This window comes from Streptomyces novaecaesareae (assembly GCF_000716875.1).
In the GTDB taxonomy this organism is placed as follows: domain Bacteria; phylum Actinomycetota; class Actinomycetes; order Streptomycetales; family Streptomycetaceae; genus Kitasatospora; species Kitasatospora novaecaesareae.
On record NZ_JNWQ01000028.1, the window covers coordinates 30,592 to 48,018 of the forward strand.

The following is a 17,427-nucleotide window of genomic DNA, read 5'->3' on the forward strand; positions in this document are numbered from 1 at the left end:
CCGTACGGAAACCGATTGCGGATCGTGAGCGCACCTTCGCTACGGTGATCCCGAACGATCAAGGGGGATCACGACATGGGGAAGAACCGAGCCTCGGTCCGCGCGGTGGGCGTGGGCATCTCGGTGGTGCTGCTGGTCGCCGGAGCGGCGGCCTGCTCGTCCGACGACAAGAAGGACACCGCGAAGGCCGGCGCCGCGGCGACGGCCCAGGCGGGCGCGCCCTCGGCGGCGCCCACGACGAAGGGCCCGGAGGCCTTCACGGCGGCCGGCTACCGCGGCCTCAAGCCGGGCATGGCCAAGGACGCGGGCCTGGCCACCGGAGCGCTGGAGACCGCGCCGGTCTCGCTGCTCGACGGCTGCACGGACTTCGTCTACAAGGGCGGCCCGGCGCCGGACCAGGCCCGGATGGCCGCCGAGGCCGCCACCGAGGCCCGCTACAAGGACCTCAACGCCAAGGCGGACGCGGCCACCGGCAAGGCGCCCGCCCCGGCCGGCACCCTGCCGCCGAACGCCTCCGCCAAGGGCGCGGCCGACGCCGCCGCCGGCTCGGCCGCCGCGGCCCAGGACTCGGCCGCCACCGCCAAGCTGATCGCGGACGCGACGCAGTCCATGGTCGACCAGATGGTGGCCCGGGAGACCAAGGAGAAGGCGTACCTGGCCACCGGCCGGGTCTCCTTCGCCGCCACCGGCCTGCGCGAGCTGGTCGCCCCGGCGGAGGCCAGGACGGCCGAGGGCATCGGCGCCGGTTCCACCCTGGAGGCCCTGCAGCAGGCGTACGGCGCCAAGGGCCTGCAACTGGCCAAGAGCGGCAAGTACGAGATGCCGGTCGACGGCCAGCAGGTCTGGAAGTGGGAGTTCACCGTGGACGGCGGCAAGGTCGTCGGGATGGCCGTTGCCGACCGCGACAGCAAGTGCGTCTGACCGGCTAACAACTGGGCGCTACGGCAGGGAGCCCGCGCCCGCGCAGCGCTGCGCGGGCACGGGCGACACCGCTCCTCGTGGCGGTGTCGCCGGTGCCGACCGCGACGGTTCTGGTGCTGAGGCCCGCGCACGGGCGGCAGATCCCGGGGCGGGGCACCGGATCGTGGCACTTGGCGCACTCGGCGTAGGACGGGGACGGAGGCGCCGCCTGCGCGGGCGGCATCTTGCGTTGGAGGCGGTCGCGCAGGATCGCGGCCGGCGAGTGCACGGGCGAGGGCAGGCTGGGGACCAGGGCTTGGGCCAACTCGGCTGCGGTGCTGCCGCGTTCCAGCCACTGCGCGACGAGCGGTGCCAGTTGCAGGGCCTCGGCCTCGCCGACGCGCAGCCGGGGTTCGAGCCGGATCGCGCGGAAGAGTGCTGCCACCGCCGCGCGCGTCTGCTCGTCCGGTTGCGTCAACTGGGAGGGGAGGGTGGGTACTTCTCCCGGGTCCTTTACGGGAGGGGTGACAGCTCGGCCGGTGTCTCGCTCACCGGCGGCCGGACGGGGGACAACCGGTGCAGTTGCAAGCTGCGGGGTGTCGAAGACATGGGCTTCGGAACGAATGGTGCCGTTGGGCAGCCGAACGCGGTGGACCTTGTAGTACCCGGCGTCCGTCAGCTCCTTGAGCGCACGGCGGACGGCGCCGCGTCCCTGCGGGCTGGTGTCGGCCATGTGCCGCCCGTCCTCGCGCCAGCCGTCGGGGCGGGAGAGCAGGTCCGCGAGGAGGCCCCGGGCGGTGTAGCTGAGGCGGCGGTCCTGGAGGAGGCCGTTCGGAAGAACGGTGAAACAGCGCGCGTGAGCGCTACGATGAATCTGCATTGGGAGTGTCAGCTCCTGTGCCGGACCCCGGGGTGTTCCACCACCGCCGGGGTCTTCTCTGTTCTGTTGATGATGCGCAACGTAGCACAATCATCACGCTGAGTGCGAAGCGTTTGCGAGATCGGTTAACAGGCGGGTAGTTGAGGGCGGGGCCATGGGGATGGCCACGGCCCCGAGCGCGTAGTTGTCCGGCCGCGCCTGTCGCTCAGGCGGGCTCGGTTGTGAGAAGGAAGTCGTCGGCGATGGCATCCATGAGCAGCTCGTCGCAGGGGCGGCCGAGCCAATGGCCGGACTGCCGCAGGCGGCCAGCTGGCTGGAATCCGGCCTTCTGGTAGGCCGCGATCCCTGCCGCGTTCGGCTCCAAAACCTTGAGCCACACCATCCGCAGGGCCGTGTACTCGAAGGCCCAACGAAGCGTCAGCTCTGTCGCCTCGGCAGCCAAGCCCTTCCCACGCGCCTCGGGGGCGAGGAGGACGACGTACTCGGCGGTCCTCACAGCAGGGTCGATCTGGAGAGTCGTGATGCCGACGGGGGTGTGGTCGTCGGTGGTGACCACTTCGAACTGGGGGTAGTCGCGGTTACGACCCTGGGCCTCCCAGCCACCGGCGCGGACCTCCCAGGACTGGGCGACCTGCGTACCGAAGCCCAGGATCGTGCCGGGGTCGTTCTCCCAGCGGTGGTAGTCGGCCAGGTGGTCATGATTGGTCATGGCCAGGCTGACGCGCTTGCCGGGCAGCAGGATGTGCGGGACGGACATCGGAGCCTCGTTCCAGGTCGGTCGGTGTGTTGATCGGCGTGTAGTCGCCAGTGTGCTCGGGTTCTTCGACCGGCAGGCCGTGAATGTCGCAGATCCAGGCGTGCAGTCGAATCGGGTCGGTGGCCACCCCATGCCGCCATGCACCCCCACGTCCGCCGAGCGCCAACAGGAGCGAAGCCGCGGTGGACTCCTCCAGGCAGGCGACGCGAGCGGGGAACCATCGGGCCGTCCAGCGGACCGACCGCACCACCAGACGGGCGTGGCTCGCTGCCGGGGCCGGAAGGTGGTGGCCGACTTCGGCGATGCGGCGCAGGCGCCCGAACCTCGTTCCCGGCCGGCCGACCGTGCGCACGGCAAGGGTCATCGCCAGGATGGCCGCCGCAGTCAAGCGCCAGGCCCACGGTGGTGGGGTGACCGCCTGTAGGCGAGCGGGGGCTTCGCGCGTGCCCCACGACACCTGCGAGTCGCGGACGATCACCGGGGCCGGCGCCGAGCTGTGTTCCAGGGCACCGAGCCAGCGGGTGAGCGCGTCGCCCGTGAGGACGATCGTCTCGCCGGTCAGGTAGTTGACAACGACGCCCGCACGGCCGGTCAGGGCGGTGCGGGTGTGCCGCGAGGGTACTGGCCTTGTCATGATGCCTCCTCCCATCGAACCGCCTGTCCGACAGCAGTTGAGGCCCGGAGCCAGAGTTCTGTGCCGAGGACGGGTTCGATCAGCCCCCAGGGGATGTCGATGCCGAGCGCAGCGTTGCCCAGCAGCGAGCGCACAGCGGCCGGGCGGATGAGGCCGAGGTCGGCGAGGTGTCCGTCCGCGAGGTTCAGGGCGCGGATCTTGTTCGCGCGCAGTCCGTGATGGTGGTCCGCCGCGAACACGCCCTTGGCGCCGCGCTGGACGACGTCCGGGGGCAGGAGGACCGTCACGGCGTCGGCCAGCAGTGGCTTGTACCGGCGGGCGGACCATCGCTGCGGCGCGGGTGTGGCGAGGACGGTTTCCACGATGCGGGCGTCCGTGAAGGGGTTGTGCATCTCGATGCCGTGTACGGCGGCGAGCTGGTTCTCCGTCGCGGCGGTACGGCCTACATGGCGGGCCTCTCTCAGCAGGTAGCGGTCCGCGTGTCCTAGGTTGAGTGCGTCGTCGTACGGGGCGGTGGCGGAGTCGGCACTTGCGGGCCAGACTCGCCGATTGGGGAATGCAAGGGAGCTCCAGCTCGCACCCGAGGCTGTCAGGCAGTACTACCGGAATCTCGATGCGCGCGTCGACCGAGCGGCCGGCGGACGCTGCGCTGACGCTGAGGGACACGCGGCCTCCAGTCTGTGAGCGGGGCAGGTACCGATGGCGCCGCCCGGGGGCCTTCCCGACAGGACCGGCGTAACCGGCCCATCACCCTGGGCGACTGAGAACCATCAAACGCCTGCGGGCCGAGCAGAGACAGGGCGATCCTGTAGGCAGACGCTAGGCAGTTCAGTAGGCTGTCTGGCCCTCACCGGCGGCACCGCAGAGACGGGCCTCAGATGACCAACGACGCGCTACGAAGGCTTCGTCTCGGGCGAGAGTGGACCCAGGGCGAGGTCGCGAGCCGGGCGAACGCCCGGATCAAGGCTGCGACAGGCCGTGAGTCGGCGATTGACGCCAATGTGATCAGCCGATTAGAACGTGGCGTGATCCGCTGGCCGACGCGGATGTCCGTGATGCTTTGCGCGGCATCTTCGGCGTGGCCACGAACGCAGAGCTGGGACTGTTCCCGAAGCGGACCCGGCGGGACCGTGAGGAGGTGAGTGAGTCGAAGCGCCGTGACTTCTTGGCCGTGTCCCTGGCCTCGATCTTGCCCGACGTGATTCCGTCCCCATCTTCCTTGGGGATGAAGGACGTTGACGACATCGCCGAGCGAACCTTCGCTCTGGAGGAGTGGGACCGGCGAAGCGGAGGTCTCGCCACTCGCCATCTGGCCTTCGGTGAACTGCGAAGCGTCGTCGACCTCACCAAGTCATCGATGGGACCGCGCGTCCGCGACCGGCTGTGCGGCCAGATCGCCAATCTCGCGGACCTGGCGGCGTGGTCGGCGTTCGACGCTGGCCAGAGCGCGCCCGCACGAAGCACGTTCGGGCTTGGCATCAAGGCGGCCCAGGAGGCCGGCGATGAGGGGTTGCTGTGCCACGTCGCAACCGGCCTCGCCCGCCAGGAGATCGCCGAGCGCAAGCCGAGGGACGTCGTCGCCCTGGCCGACATGGCGATGGGCAATGTGCCGCTGTCGGCACTCGCGATGATTGCAGCGGTGAAGGCCCAGGCGTACGCCATCCAGGGCGACGAACCCGAGGTCATGCGACAGATCGCCCTCGCGGAGTCGATCTACAGCCGCGTAAGCGATCTCCGTAGCGAGCCACGCTGGATGTGGTACTTCACCGAGCACAAGCTGCACGGCGAGACCGGTCACGCCCTCTACCTGCTCGCGACGGTCAAGGGGAGACCCGTGTCCGACCTGGTGTCCCGACTCCGCCGAGCCGTGGACTCTCAGACCTCCAACCGCGCCCGCTCGAAGGCGATCGATACCGCCCAACTGGCAACGGTGCTCTACCGTCAGGGCGCCCGGGAAGAAGCCGAGCACTACGCCCACACAGCCACTGACCTTTCCACCGTGGTCCGCTCCGCACGACTGCACGCCGCACTGGCCGAGATGAGGAGAGCCCAAGCATGACCGTCGAAGACGTGATCAAGGAAGCCGCAGCTCGGGGTGTCGCGGGGCTCCCGGAGCCTTCCCACCTCACCCACATCCGGGTGTGGCCGGGCGCGTCACAGTGGGTCGGCGAGGTCGGCGAGCCGCCCCACAACGAAACGGTGGGGGATGGCATGTTCGACACCAAGGGTGAGGCCCGGGAAGCCGCCTTGAAGGCCGTCGCCGACGGCAGGGCCTCTCTGGTTGCCCTGCTTCCGGCGGATCTCGCAGCAACGGCCGCAGAGTGGCCGGAGCCGACCGTGGCCTTCTGGGACGTCTGATGGCTGCAGGGCGACCGGTCTGAGAAGCGCTCAGACCGGTCGCATGTGGTCGGCGCAGGAGATCCTCGGGTCCTTCTGCCCTGCCGGACACCTCCGGCAGGGCAGAAGGGCTAAGACGTCAATCACTCCGGAGCTGCCCCCATGACGAGCAACACCGCACAGCAGGACGCCGCAGTCGCCGACAAGGTGATCCTCGCGAACAGTGCCTACGCCGACGGACGCCACCTGGCCGCCCGCCAGTCGATTTACCGGTGGCAGAGGCCGCAGTACGACCTGCCCGGGATCGTCGTTGAAGAGCTGGTCGGTACAAGGGGGATCGTCCTCGATGTCGGCTGTGGCAACGGCAAGTTCGTCAGCCGTCTACACAAGGACCGCCCGGACCTTCGGGCCGTCGGGATGGACATCTCGGCGGGCATCCTCGCCGACGTTGCGAAGCCGGTTCTGGTGGCCGACGCTCAGGCCTTGCCCTTCGCCGACGGCAGCGCCGACGCCGTGCTGGCCCTGCACATGCTCTACCACGTCGGCGACATCGAGGCCGCGATCAAGGAACTGGCCCGCGCCCTCCGACCTGGCGGCGTGCTCATTGCCTCCACCAACAGCGACACCGACAAGCACGAACTGGACGAGCTCTGGGCCAAAGCTGCAGGAGACGTCCTCGGGATTCCCGAGGGGCCGGCGCGGGTCTCCCTCAGCTCTCGCTTCTCTCTGGAGAAGGCCCCCGGCTACCTGCGGACGGCGTTCAATGACATCCGGGTCCGGGAACTGCCCGGGACCATCGAGATCACCGACCCCGCGCCAATCGTCGCCCACCTTGCCTCCTACGAGGCGTGGGCCGACCAATGCGGCGTCCCGTTCCGCGAAACCGTCGGGCGAGCAGCCCAGATCGCTGCTGCCACGATCGAGGCCGAGGGATCATTCAAAATCGCATGCCTTGGCGGCATCCTGATCTGCCGTCCCTGACATCTGATTCGGCGGTTCTTGTTCCTCGTCGGTCGAATCGTTCCGTCATCTCGTGTGCTGGCCTTCGAGATCATCTCGAAGGCCAGCATCATGTTTCAGCGCTCGAATTCTTCGCAGCGATGCAGAAATTGGATCAATCCCGACAGTGTCCAACATCGCCGCCGTCCTCCCTTTGTTCTGCGTAGGAAGTCGGTCTGGCCGACTTCCTACGCAGAAGAGCTTGGACAGTACCGTCGCCGCTTCGGTGCACCCGAAGCGGCGACGGCGGGTGGCGGGGGCAAGAACTGGGCGGGCCCATCTGCTCGCGCATGGGCCCGCCCATTTGTGTTGATCACTCACCGGATCTGTTATCGATCTTCCCGGCGGCACCTGTTTCGGGCGGCCCGGCCGACTCGGCCGGGCCGCGTGAGTTGTTGTGTTCGTGGCCGGGTGGGTGGGCGGGTGCCTGTTCTTGCCCACTGCACGGGAAGTCGGTTCGGCCGACTTCCTGCGCAGGAGGCGTCGCCGCTTCGGTGGTGCCGAAGCGGCGACGGGGCGATCAAGGGGAAGGCGCAGGGCCTACCGGGCCGCGGCGCGTTGGAGGGCGCTGGCGAGGAGGGCGAGGTCGGTGGGGCCGTTGCCGAGTTCGCGGACCGGGCGGCGGGCGGGCGGGGCGCCGACCTGGAGGGGGTCTATCGCGACCACGGTCGGGCGCAGGGTGGCGGTGCGCGGGATCCGGCCGCTGATCCGGGCGGCCTGGAAGGCGGTGACGCCGCCGTCCGGGAGGCGGAGGTAGCCGCGGCCGGGGGTGTCCTCGGGGAGGGCGGCCGCGTCGCCGAGGTGGATCAGCAGGTCGGAGTCGGCCGGGTCGTCGGTGCGCAGGGCGATCCGGAGCAGGGCGGCCTCGTCCACCTCGGTGCCGGCGCTCTCCTCCGGGCGGCGGGTGGCGACGGCGAGGTGGACGCCGAGCGGGCCGCCGCGGCGGGCGACGGCGGCCAGGGCGCGGGCGAGCGGGCGGCCGGCCGGGGAGGTGGGGGAGAGCAGGGCGTCGTAGTCGTCGACGACGACGACCAGCCGGGCCGGGACGGGCGCCGCGGGGGTGGCGGCGGGGCGGGGGCCTTCGGCGCTGCGCGGCGGGATGATGCGGGCGGCCAGGGTGGCCGGGGCGCCCACGGTGGCGGGCACCGGGACCTGCGGGTGGTCGGCGGTCACGCCGGTCCGGGCGTCCAGGCTGTGCCCGTCCAGGCCGTGTCCGTCCAGGATCCGCGCGGCGTGCCAGGAGGCGAAGTCCAGGCCGTCGAACAGCCGCTCCCGCAGGGCGAGTTCGTCCTCCAGCGCCTCGGCCGCGAGCAGTGCGGCGCGGGGGTCGGTGGCGGCGTTGACCAGGCCGGTGACGTGCGGCAGCTCGGTACAGCCGTCGAGGCCGTCCTCGGTGGCCCGGCCCTCGATGAGCGTGACGGCGAGCCGCTCGGGGCGTTCGGAGACGGCGAGCGAGGCGACCAGGGTGCGCAGCAGTTCGGTCTTGCCGGAGCCGCGGGCGCCGCCGATCAGCAGGTGCGGGCCGCCCGGGTCGGGGGAGGGGAGGGAGAGCTCGGGGTCGGCCAGGTCGAGGGTGCACAGCTCGTCCCGGGTGGTGCCGAGCAGCGCGGTGGCGGCGCCGATGCCGCCCGCGTGGGCGGCCCAGCGGGCGGACAGCTTGGCAGGGGTGACGGTGTCGAGCTGCAGCAGGTCGAGCAGGCGCAGCGCGTCGGGCAGCGGGCCGCGGGCGGCCGGGACGGCCTCGCGCAGGGGGGCGAGGACGCGGGCGAGCCGTTCGGCCCAGGCGTCGGAGACGGCGTCCAGGGAGACCTCGTGCAAGGTCTCGCGGCCGCGGGCGACCGGGCGGTCGAGCGAGAGCTGGGTGCCGACCTCGCCGGTGATCAGGGCGGTGGCGCCGAGGCCGCGGGGGAGCAGTTCGGGCTGCTCGGCGAGGCAGACCGGGAAGATGCCGACCGCCGGGCCCTGGCGCAGCAGCAGGTCGAGCGCCTGGCGGGCGGCCTCGGTGGCCGGGCGGCCGTCCACCACGACCACGGTGGCGGGGTGGCCGCCGAGGCCGCTCGGGCCGCTGAGCCGGGCGGTGAGCTCGGTCAGCCGGGCGGTGGCCTGTTCGTCGTCGAGGCCGACCAGCAGGCGGCAGTCCTGGCCGTCGACCGGGCGCAGGTGGGGCAGCCACAGGGCCCAGGCCCAGGTGTCGACGCGTTCTTCCGGGGTGCGGGTCGGGTCGGCGTCGACCAGGACCAGGCTCAGGCCGGTCGGCGGGTGCAGCGCGGCGAGCTGGGCGACGACGGCGCGGGTGAGGGAGTCCAGGCGTTCGCGCGGGCCGCTGAGGCCGAGGCTGCCGGCGGTCTGCAGGTCGAGGGTGACGGGGACGGCGGGCAGCAGTGTGCCTGGTGTGGTGCCGGGGCCGGCGGGGCGGTCGGCGGTGCCCAGGCGCAGGGTGAGCGCGTCGGGGTGGCCGGGGCCGCGCTCCCACAGCCGGGGGCCGGGGCCGACGGCGTTGAGCAGCAGGGTGGCGAGGTCGGGCCAGCGTTCGCGCTGGGCGGCGGTCTGGCGCTGTCGGACGGCCGCGTGGTGGCGCTCGGCGCTCTCCTGGCCGGGCGGTTCGGCGGCGCGGCCGGGCAGCAGGGAGAACAGGCCGCGGCCCCGGCCGGGTGCGGGTTCGGGGGCGGCGGGCGGCTCGACCGCCGGCGGTGCGGGCCGGGCGGCCGGGCCGGGGGCGGCGAGCTGGAGGTGGCCGTGGCCGTCGGGCAGGGCGGCGCGGGCGGCCGCGGCGGTGTCGGCCGGGGCCGGGGCGGCCACCTGGAGGGTGGACTCGCCGATCCGCAGCAGGGCGCCGGGCTCCAGCGGGACGGCGGCCTCGGGCGGGCCGGGCGGGACGAGCCGGCCGTCGAGGGCGGTGCCGTTGGTGGAGCCGAGGTCGCGGACGGAGACCCGGCCGTCCTCGGCGAGGTGCAGGGCGAGGTGCAGTCGGGAGACGTCCGGGTCGTCGAGCGGGACGTCGGCCTCGCCGGAGCGGCCGATCCGGATCTCCCGGCCGTGCAGCCGGTGCACGCCGCCGGCGTCCGGGCCGCCGACCACGCGCAGTTCGGCGGCGGCGGGGGTGTCGTCGGGGTCGTCGGCGGTGGGGTCGGGTTCGTTGAGGCTGAGGACGGCTCCGTCGAGCAGCGGGGGGTGGCCGAGCAGGGTGTGCTCGTCCACCCGGTGCGCCCCGGCGTAGAGGTGCACGTGGGTGGCGGCCCGCGGCCCGCGCACGCCGACGGCGCCCGCGAGGGCGCCCGCGATGGCACCGAGCGCGGTGCCGACGGGCGCGGTGACCAGCACGTCCACGTAGGGGATGGCGGAGCCGGCGGCGGTCGGGCCGCTGCGCGGTCGGAGGACGGTCAGCCGGATCTGCATCTCGCCCGCGGGTCCCTTCTGCTGATGTGAAGCCTGGTACCGCTGCCCGGCGCCGTCGTGGACGCACCGGGCGGCCGCGGCGGCCCCATTGGGCCACACGAGTGGCGAGTGTCCATCCTGCCATCCGGCACGGACGGTCCGCGCACGGTACCGGATTTGACGATCTTGCGATCATCGCCATGGTGGAGGCGACGGTGAGTCAGGTCAACCGGTGCCCCGCCGGGCCTGTGAACAGCCCGGCGAGCGGCTCCGGGGACTCCCCTAGGGGATGTCCCCCAACCCTGCTCCGATGCCCTGCCGGTCACCCCGAAAACCCGAACGGACACCGTTAGAGTGGCCGCAGACACGGGCCCGGCAGGCTCACCGCACCGGCGGAGGAGCGCCCCGCGCGGGCGGCACGGCGAGGAGTGCGACAGGTGCGGCCAGTCGGCAGCAAGTATCTGCTGGATGAGACCCTCGGGCGGGGTGCGACCGGCACCGTCTGGCGCGCAGTGGTGCGCGAGGACGTCCAGGTGCCGGGCAGCGAGCCCGGGCAGCGGGTGGCGATCAAGGTGCTGCGCGAGGAACTGGCGGCCGACCCGGACGTCGTGATGCGCTTCCTGCGCGAGCGCTCGCTGCTGCTGCGGCTGACCCACCCCAACATCGTCCGGGTCCGCGACCTGGTCGTCGAGGGCGAGCTGCTGGCCCTGGTGATGGACCTGGTCGAGGGCCCCGACCTGGCCCGCTACCTGCGCGCCAACGGTCCGTTCAGCCCGATCGCGGGCGCCCTGCTGATGGCCCAGGTCGCGGACGCGCTGGCGGCCAGCCACGCCGACGGGATCGTCCACCGCGACCTCAAGCCGGCCAACGTGCTGCTCGCCTCCACGGTCGTGGACGGCATCGAGCAGATGCACCCGCTGCTGACCGACTTCGGCATCGCCCGCCTCGCCGACTCCCCGGGCGTCACCCGCACCCACGAGTTCGTCGGCACCCCCGCGTACGTCGCGCCGGAGTCCGCCGAGGGCCGCCCGCAGACCTCCGCGGTGGACGTGTACGGCGCCGGGATCATGCTGTACGAGCTGGTCACCGGCCGCCAGCCGTTCCAGGGCGACAGCGCCCTCGCCGTCCTCCAGGCCCACCTGGCGCAGGAGCCGCAGCGGCCCAGCACCATGCCCGAGCCGCTCTGGACGGTGATCGAGCGCTGCCTGCGCAAGGACCCGGCCCAGCGGCCCGGCGCCACCTCGCTGGCCCGCGCCCTGCGGGTGGTCGCGGCCGGCGTCGGCGTGCACGCCTCCCCGGCGGCGGTGGACGAGGCGCTGGCGGTCGCCGCCCTGCTGCAGCCGGACCCGCGGCCCACCGCCGTCCCCGGTACCGTCCCGGCCGTCCCCGGGGTGCTGCCGGGCACCGAGGACCGCACCCAGGTGCTGCCCCCGACCGGCCCGGGCGCCCCGGCGTACGACCCGGCCGCGGCGACCAGGGTGATGGGCACCCAGCCGCCGCCCGCGCCGCCGTACGGCAGCCAGGACCGCACCCAGGTGATGCCGCCCGCCGCCGTCCCGCCGCCCCCGCCCGCCGCGCCCGGCGCGCCCGGTGCTCCGAAGGAGGAGGCGCCGCACCCGTGGCAGACCCAGCTGCGCGCGGCGCGGGACCGCAACCAGCAGACCCAGGTCGGCTACTTCGGCCCGGAGGACTACGAGGAGTACGGCGAGCCGCAGGTCGCCCCGCCGCCCTACCAGGCCGGCCAGGGCGCCCCGCCGCCCTACCGCGGCGCCCCGGCCGGGCCGCCCGGCCACCAGCAGCAGCCGCCGGCCGGCTACCGCCAGGCCCCGCCGCCGCCCGGTTACGCGCAGCGCCCGCCGGTGGCCCCGCCGCCCTACCGGGCGGGCCAGGGGGGCCAGCCGGGCCAGGGCGGCCAGGGCGGCCAGCCCGGTGGCCGTCCGCAGCCGCCGGGCGGCTACCGGCAGGCCCCGGACGGGTACGGCCGGCCGCAGGGCGGCTACCCGCCGCCGCCCCCGCCCGCCCCGGTGCCGCGCCGGGCCGAGCCGCCCGCACCGCAGTACCGGGAGGCCCCGCCGCGCCGTGAGGAGCCGCGCGAGTCGGCTCGCCGCGAGCCCGCGCCGGCCCGTGAGCCGCGCCCGCGCAGCCGCAACCGGATGTACATCCCGGGGCTCGGCTGCCTCAAGGGCTGCCTGATGGTGCTGCTGGTGCTGACGCTGGCCTCGGTGGCGCTGTGGAACTTCACGCCGCTGCCGCACTACTGGGACAACGTGGTGGGCTGGTACGACTCCGTGCGCGACTGGGTCAGCAGCGTCTTCGGGAAATAGGACAGGACTGAGGGGGAGCACGGGGATGGGAACGCGGGGGAGCCGGGCGGGTGCGGTGCTGATGGGCGCCGTGCTCGCGGTGGCCGGGCTGCTGCTGCCGGCCGGTCCGGCAGCGGCGGCGGAGGTGTCGCACTGCGGCCAGTACGAGACCGTCCCGGTCGCGGGCGGCCGGTACGTGGTGGACAACAACAACTACGGCGGGGCCCGCCAGTGCCTCGGGACGGACGGCCGGGCCGGGTTCACCGTGCAGTCCTCCGAGGCGGCCGGGAGCCCGCCGGCCGGGCCGGTCGCCTACCCGGAGATCTTCGACGGCTGCCACTGGGGCACCTGCAGCACGGGCAGCGCGCTGCCGGTGCGGGTCTCGGAGCTGGGGCGGGCCACCAGCAGCTGGTCCACCACGCTGCCCGCCCGGGGCGACTTCAACGCGGCGTACGACCTGTGGTTCAACACCGGCGCGACGACCCCGGCCGCCAACGGCCAGCCGGACGGCGCCGAGCTGATGATCTGGCTGGACCGCCGCCCGGCCTCGGCCTCCCCCGCCGGGAGCACCGCGAGCATCGGCGGCGCCGGCTACACCAGCTGGCAGCTCACCATCGCCGCCAACGGCCGGCAGTGGCCGATGGTCGCCTACCAGGCGCAGACCCCGGTCGACTCGGTCACCGACCTCGACCTGCGGGCCTTCGTCCGGGACGCGGTGGCCCGCGGGGTGGTCAAGCCGGAGTGGTACCTGATCTCGGTGGAGGCCGGCTTCGAGGTCTGGCGCGACGGCGCCGGCCTGCGGACGGAGTCCTTCTCCACCGACGTACGGCCCGGGCGCCCGGTGGGCCCGATCGGCGCCCCCGGCGGCCGCTGCCTGGCCGACCTGCCCGGCGGCACCCCGGACGGCCCCGAGCCGGTCGCGCTGCTGGACTGCGACGGCTCGCCCGCCCAGCAGTGGAGCGTGGAGATCGACGGCACGATCCGCCAGGGCGGCAAGTGTCTGGGCACCGACGGCAACCGGGCCTCGCTCAACCCCTGCAACGGCTCGCCGTACCACGTCTGGCTGGTGGGCATGGCCGGCGCGCTGTGGAACCAGGGTGCCCAGGGCTGCCTGCGCGACCCGGCGGACGGCACCGCACCGGGCGGCGGCGCCGACCTGGCCGGCTGCGACGGCTCCCCGGGGCAGCGCTGGAGTCTGCCGGACTCGGTGGGCTGATCCGGGCTCCCGACCGCGCCCGACAGCAGGATTGACGCTTTGTCGACAATCCACGAGAATTCTCGCCCGAGAGTCCCGCTCCGGGCCCCTCAGGCGGCCCCCGCGGGCCTCCGGGCGCGTAGGTTGGTCGCTGTTGTCCCGCCCCACCGAGCGCACCGGACCCCCGGAGCGCTCCCGCGCCGCCCACGGAGCAGCATTGGCACGCAAGATCGGCAGCCGGTACACCGTCCACCAGGTGATCGGCCGGGGTTCGGCCGGGACGGTCTGGCTCGGTGAGGGGCCCGACGGCCCGGTGGCGGTCAAGCTGCTGCGCGAGGACCTCGCCGCCGACCAGGTGCTGGTCGGCCGCTTCGTCCAGGAGCGCACCGCGCTGACCAGCCTCGACCACCCCCGGGTGGTCGGCGTGCGCGACATGGTCGTGGACGGCAGCGACCTCGCCCTGGTGATGGAACTGGTCCAGGGCACCGACCTGCGCTCCCGGCTGGAGCGGGACGGCGCACTGCCGCCGCAGACCGCCGCCTCGATCATCGCCGACGTCGCCGACGGCCTGGCCGCCGCGCACGCGGCCGGGATCGTCCACCGCGACGTCAAGCCGGAGAACGTCCTGCTCGACCTCGCCGCCGCCCCCGGCCCCGGCGGCGCCCCGCGCGCCAAGCTCACCGACTTCGGCGTGGCCCGCCTGGTCGACGCCCCGCGCCGCACCCGGGCCACCCGGATCATCGGCACCCCCGACTACCTCGCCCCCGAGATCATCGAGGGCCTGGAGCCGCGCGCCGCCGTCGACATCTACGCCCTCGCCACCGTCCTGTACGAGCTGCTGGCCGGCTCCACCCCGTTCGGCGGCGGCCACACCGGCGCGGTGCTGCGCCGGCACGTCACCGAGCAGGTGCCGCCGATCCCCGGCCTGCCGGACGGGCTGTGGCGGATCATCTCCGAGTGCCTGGCCAAGGCCCCCGCCTCCCGGCTGCGCGCCGCCGAGCTGGCCGCCCGGCTGCGCGAGCAGCTGCCCTCGCTGGCCGGCCTGCCGGTGCTGGCCGTGCCCACCCAGGGCCGCGCCCCGGCCGAGGAGCAGCTGACCCCCGGCGAGGCCGTCTACGCCGAGATCGACGCAGGGCCCGGCACCCACAAGCGCCGCCGCGGCCCCGCCGTCCCGCTGGTGCCCGGCGCCGCCCCGGACTCCACCCGGGACACCCACACCAGCCTGCGCCGCCCGTCCGCCGAGGAGCTGGCCGCGTACGCCGCCGAGTCCCGCGCCCAGCGCACGGCCCCGGGCCACCGCCGGGACCGCCAGGCGCTGCTGCGCCGCCGCCGGATGCTGGCCGTCCTGCTGGCCACCGTCCTGCTGCTGGCGGGCGCCGCGGCGGCCTGGACGGCCTTCGCGGCCACCGCCCCGGACCACGGCCGGCCGGCCCGTCCGGCCGTGCACAGCACCGCTCCGCGGGCGCCCTAGGGGCCTGTCTTCGAACTCCCGCCTGCGGGGCGACGCCGGGGGTTCGAAGACAGGCCCCAGGGTCCGCGGGAACGGGGGTGTCGTCATGACCACCCCCGGAACCATTACCCTGGGGGGCGTGGCAGCCGTCGATCCTTCCGAAGAGCTCAAGAACCTCGATACGACCATGGGGTCGATCGAGGCCGTCCTCGACCTGGACAAGATCCGGGCCGACATCGCGGTCCTGGAGGAGGAGGCAGCCGCCCCCAACCTGTGGGACGACGTCGCGAACGCGCAGAAGGTGACCAGTCGGCTCTCCTTCCTCCAGGGTGAACTGCGCCGGGTCGAGGGCCTGCGCAGCCGCATCGACGACCTGGGCGTGCTGTTCGAGCTGGCCGAGGCCGAGGACGACGCGGACACCCGCGCCGAGGCCGAGACCGAGCTCGTCGCCCTGCAGAAGGCCGTCGAGGAGCTGGAGGTCCGCACCCTCCTGTCCGGCGAGTACGACTCCCGCGAGGCGCTGATCAACATCCGCGCCGAGGCCGGTGGCGTGGACGCCGCCGACTTCGCCGAGCAGCTGATGCGCATGTACCTGCGCTGGGCCGAGCGGCACGGGTACCCCACCGAGGTGTACGACACCTCGTACGCCGAAGAGGCCGGCATCAAGTCCGCGACCTTCACCGTGAAGGCGCCGTACGCCTACGGCACCCTCTCGGTCGAGCAGGGCACCCACCGCCTCGTCCGCATCTCGCCCTTCGACAACCAGGGCCGCCGGCAGACCTCCTTTGCCGGTGTCGAGGTGCTCCCGGTCGTCGAGCAGTCCGACCACGTCGACATCGACGAGGGCGAGCTGCGGGTGGACGTCTACCGCGCCTCCGGCCCCGGCGGCCAGGGCGTCAACACCACCGACTCGGCGGTGCGCATCACCCACCTCCCGACCGGCATCGTGGTCTCCTGCCAGAACGAGCGCTCGCAGATCCAGAACAAGGCGTCCGCGATGAACGTCCTCCAGGCCAAGCTGCTGGAGCGGCGCCGCCAGGAGGAGAAGGCGGCGATGGACGCGCTCAAGGACAGCGGCAGCTCCTGGGGCAACCAGATGCGCTCCTACGTGCTGCACCCGTACCAGATGGTCAAGGACGTCCGCACCGCGTACGAGGCCGGCAACCCGCAGGCCGTGCTGGACGGCGACATCGACGGCTTCATCGAGGCCGGCATCCGCTGGCGCAAGCAGCGCGAGACCAGCGCCGAGTAAGCACAGACAGGTGCCAGTGGGCACCGAACACGACGAAGGCCCCCGACCGCAGCGGTCGGGGGCCTTCGTCGTACGTCTCGTGGCCGTCAGGCCAGCGCCTGCCGGGCGATCAGCGCCACCGCGAGCAGCCCGGCCAGCAGGGCGAGCAGCATCGCGGGGGAGAGCGCGGCGAACGGCCCCTGCTGCTCCTGCAGTCGGGCCCGGTTGGCGCGGCACACCGGGCAACGCCCGTCGCTGACGCGGCCGTTGCAGTTGGCGCACACCAGATGGTCGCAGGTCATGCGATCTCCTCCTCGCTGCTACAGCCAACGCGCCGGACGGGGCTTTGGTTCCCGTTCTTGCCCTGTACGGGGGAGCGGCCGGACACGGTCGCTCCCTCCACTCTGCCAGGTTCCGGCGGTTCCGGCTCCCGGGCTGTGAGATGCCTCGCAATATTCCGGGCATAACCCGACATTCTCCCCCAGGTTTCGACTGCTGTCCCGGGCGGGCCCTGCAGGCCGGTTGCGGATTCGCGTATGGTCCCAGACCGGGAGCGGCCCTCTGCGCTCCTTTCGCCCGCCCCAGGACCGGGCCTCCGGGGCGGACCGACCGAGGACTGGCGCCGCCTAGGATGGCCTCCGTGATGCAGCCGTGATCAGATTCGACAACGTCTCCAAGACCTATCCCAAGCAGAACCGTCCCGCCCTGGACAACGTCTCGCTGGAGATCGAGAAGGGTGAGTTCGTCTTCCTGGTCGGCTCGTCCGGCTCGGGGAAGTCCACCTTCCTGCGCCTGTGCCTGCGCGAGGAGCGTCCCAGCACGGGCGCGGTGCACGTACTGGGCAAGGACCTCGGCAAGCTGTCCAACTGGAAGGTGCCGCACATGCGCCGCCAGCTGGGCACCGTGTTCCAGGACTTCCGTCTGTTGCCCAACAAGACGGTCGCCCAGAACGTCGCCTTCGCCCTGGAGGTGATCGGCAAGCCCAAGAGCGCCATCAACAAGGTGGTGCCCGAGGTGCTGGAGCTGGTCGGCCTCGGCGGCAAGGAGGACCGCATGCCGGGCGAGCTCTCCGGTGGTGAGCAGCAGCGCGTGGCGATCGCCCGGGCGTTCGTGAACCGTCCGATGCTGCTCATCGCGGACGAGCCCACCGGCAACCTCGACCCGCAGAACTCGGTCGGCATCATGAAGCTGCTCGACCGCATCAACCGCACCGGCACCACGGTGTTGATGGCCACCCACGACCAGGCCATCGTCGACCAGATGCGCAAGCGCGTCATCGAGCTCGACAAGGGGCTGCTCGTCCGCGACCAGGCCCGCGGCGTCTACGGGTACCAGCACTGACCGACCAGCGCTGACCCGCTAGGGC

At 73.1% G+C, this 17,427-nt stretch carries 15 protein-coding genes; 9 read left to right on the top strand and 6 right to left on the bottom strand.

What is annotated here, in order from left to right; translation table 11 throughout:
* Positions 1 to 75: 75 nt before the first annotated feature.
* On the top strand, positions 76 to 921 hold the full coding sequence (locus OP86_RS13045; RefSeq protein WP_106973402.1) for a hypothetical protein: 846 nt from the start codon (positions 76 to 78) through the stop codon (positions 919 to 921).
* A 4-nt stretch (positions 922 to 925) separates the two neighbouring features.
* Here the strand turns inward: OP86_RS13045 and OP86_RS13050 are convergent, their stop codons facing one another.
* The 4 genes from OP86_RS13050 to OP86_RS13065 all read right to left on the bottom strand — a co-directional run bounded on the left by OP86_RS13050 (position 926) and on the right by OP86_RS13065 (position 3,764).
* Entirely contained in the window at positions 926 to 1,780 is an 855-nt protein-coding gene (locus OP86_RS13050) for a hypothetical protein (protein ID WP_030059715.1), read from the bottom strand.
* 205 nt (positions 1,781 to 1,985) lie between these two features.
* Positions 1,986 to 2,537: a GNAT family N-acetyltransferase gene (locus tag OP86_RS13055; protein ID WP_030257362.1), complete on the bottom strand. Its 552-nt coding sequence runs from the start codon at positions 2,535 to 2,537 to the stop codon at positions 1,986 to 1,988.
* Positions 2,476 to 3,171 (bottom strand): lasso peptide biosynthesis B2 protein, encoded by a 696-nt coding sequence (locus OP86_RS34735; RefSeq protein WP_078588708.1) that lies wholly within the window; start codon positions 3,169 to 3,171, stop codon positions 2,476 to 2,478. Before OP86_RS34735 ends, OP86_RS13055 begins: the two co-directional genes overlap by 62 nt.
* Entirely contained in the window at positions 3,168 to 3,764 is a 597-nt protein-coding gene (locus OP86_RS13065; RefSeq protein WP_078588711.1) for an asparagine synthase-related protein, read from the bottom strand. The genes OP86_RS34735 and OP86_RS13065 overlap by 4 nt, the downstream gene beginning before the upstream one ends.
* A gap of 440 nt (positions 3,765 to 4,204) precedes the next feature.
* Here OP86_RS13065 and OP86_RS13070 point away from each other — a divergent pair, with 440 nt between their 5' ends.
* The 3 genes from OP86_RS13070 to OP86_RS13080 all read left to right on the top strand — a co-directional run bounded on the left by OP86_RS13070 (position 4,205) and on the right by OP86_RS13080 (position 6,489).
* Complete coding sequence (locus tag OP86_RS13070) at positions 4,205 to 5,230, top strand: NsdA family TPR-like regulatory protein (protein ID WP_483414669.1); 1,026 nt, start codon at positions 4,205 to 4,207, stop codon at positions 5,228 to 5,230.
* A complete protein-coding gene (locus tag OP86_RS13075; RefSeq protein WP_030059719.1) occupies positions 5,227 to 5,529 on the top strand; it encodes a hypothetical protein in 303 nt (100 codons plus the stop codon). Before OP86_RS13070 ends, OP86_RS13075 begins: the two co-directional genes overlap by 4 nt.
* 141 nt (positions 5,530 to 5,670) lie before the next feature.
* Positions 5,671 to 6,489, top strand: coding sequence for a class I SAM-dependent methyltransferase (locus OP86_RS13080; RefSeq protein ID WP_030059720.1), 819 nt, complete (start codon positions 5,671 to 5,673; stop codon positions 6,487 to 6,489).
* A 558-nt stretch (positions 6,490 to 7,047) separates the two neighbouring features.
* On the opposite strand, the gene OP86_RS13085 is transcribed toward OP86_RS13080, so the two are convergent.
* Positions 7,048 to 9,903, bottom strand: coding sequence for an FtsK/SpoIIIE domain-containing protein (locus tag OP86_RS13085; RefSeq protein WP_030257366.1), 2,856 nt, complete (start codon positions 9,901 to 9,903; stop codon positions 7,048 to 7,050).
* 416 nt (positions 9,904 to 10,319) lie between these two features.
* Between OP86_RS13085 and OP86_RS13090 the strand changes: the two genes are divergently transcribed.
* The 4 genes from OP86_RS13090 to prfB all read left to right on the top strand — a co-directional run bounded on the left by OP86_RS13090 (position 10,320) and on the right by prfB (position 16,082).
* Complete coding sequence (locus tag OP86_RS13090) at positions 10,320 to 12,206, top strand: serine/threonine-protein kinase (RefSeq protein WP_030257367.1); 1,887 nt, start codon at positions 10,320 to 10,322, stop codon at positions 12,204 to 12,206.
* A gap of 25 nt (positions 12,207 to 12,231) precedes the next feature.
* Entirely contained in the window at positions 12,232 to 13,401 is a 1,170-nt protein-coding gene (locus tag OP86_RS38000; protein WP_078588713.1) for a GH12 family glycosyl hydrolase domain-containing protein, read from the top strand.
* Between the two features lie 196 nt (positions 13,402 to 13,597).
* A complete protein-coding gene (locus tag OP86_RS13100) occupies positions 13,598 to 14,851 on the top strand; it encodes a serine/threonine-protein kinase (RefSeq protein WP_030257370.1) in 1,254 nt (417 codons plus the stop codon).
* Between the two features lie 118 nt (positions 14,852 to 14,969).
* A complete protein-coding gene (gene prfB / locus OP86_RS13105; protein ID WP_030059728.1) occupies positions 14,970 to 16,082 on the top strand; it encodes a peptide chain release factor 2 in 1,113 nt (370 codons plus the stop codon).
* Between the two features lie 86 nt (positions 16,083 to 16,168).
* Here the strand turns inward: prfB and OP86_RS13110 are convergent, their stop codons facing one another.
* Positions 16,169 to 16,363 carry a hypothetical protein gene (locus tag OP86_RS13110; protein WP_030059729.1) on the bottom strand — a complete coding sequence of 65 codons (195 nt, stop codon included), beginning with the start codon at positions 16,361 to 16,363 and terminating at the stop codon, positions 16,169 to 16,171.
* Between the two features lie 349 nt (positions 16,364 to 16,712).
* On the opposite strand from OP86_RS13110, the gene ftsE reads away from it, so the two are divergent.
* Positions 16,713 to 17,402, top strand: coding sequence for a cell division ATP-binding protein FtsE (gene ftsE, locus OP86_RS13115; RefSeq protein ID WP_030059730.1), 690 nt, complete (start codon positions 16,713 to 16,715; stop codon positions 17,400 to 17,402).
* The last annotated feature ends 25 nt before the right edge of the window (positions 17,403 to 17,427 follow it).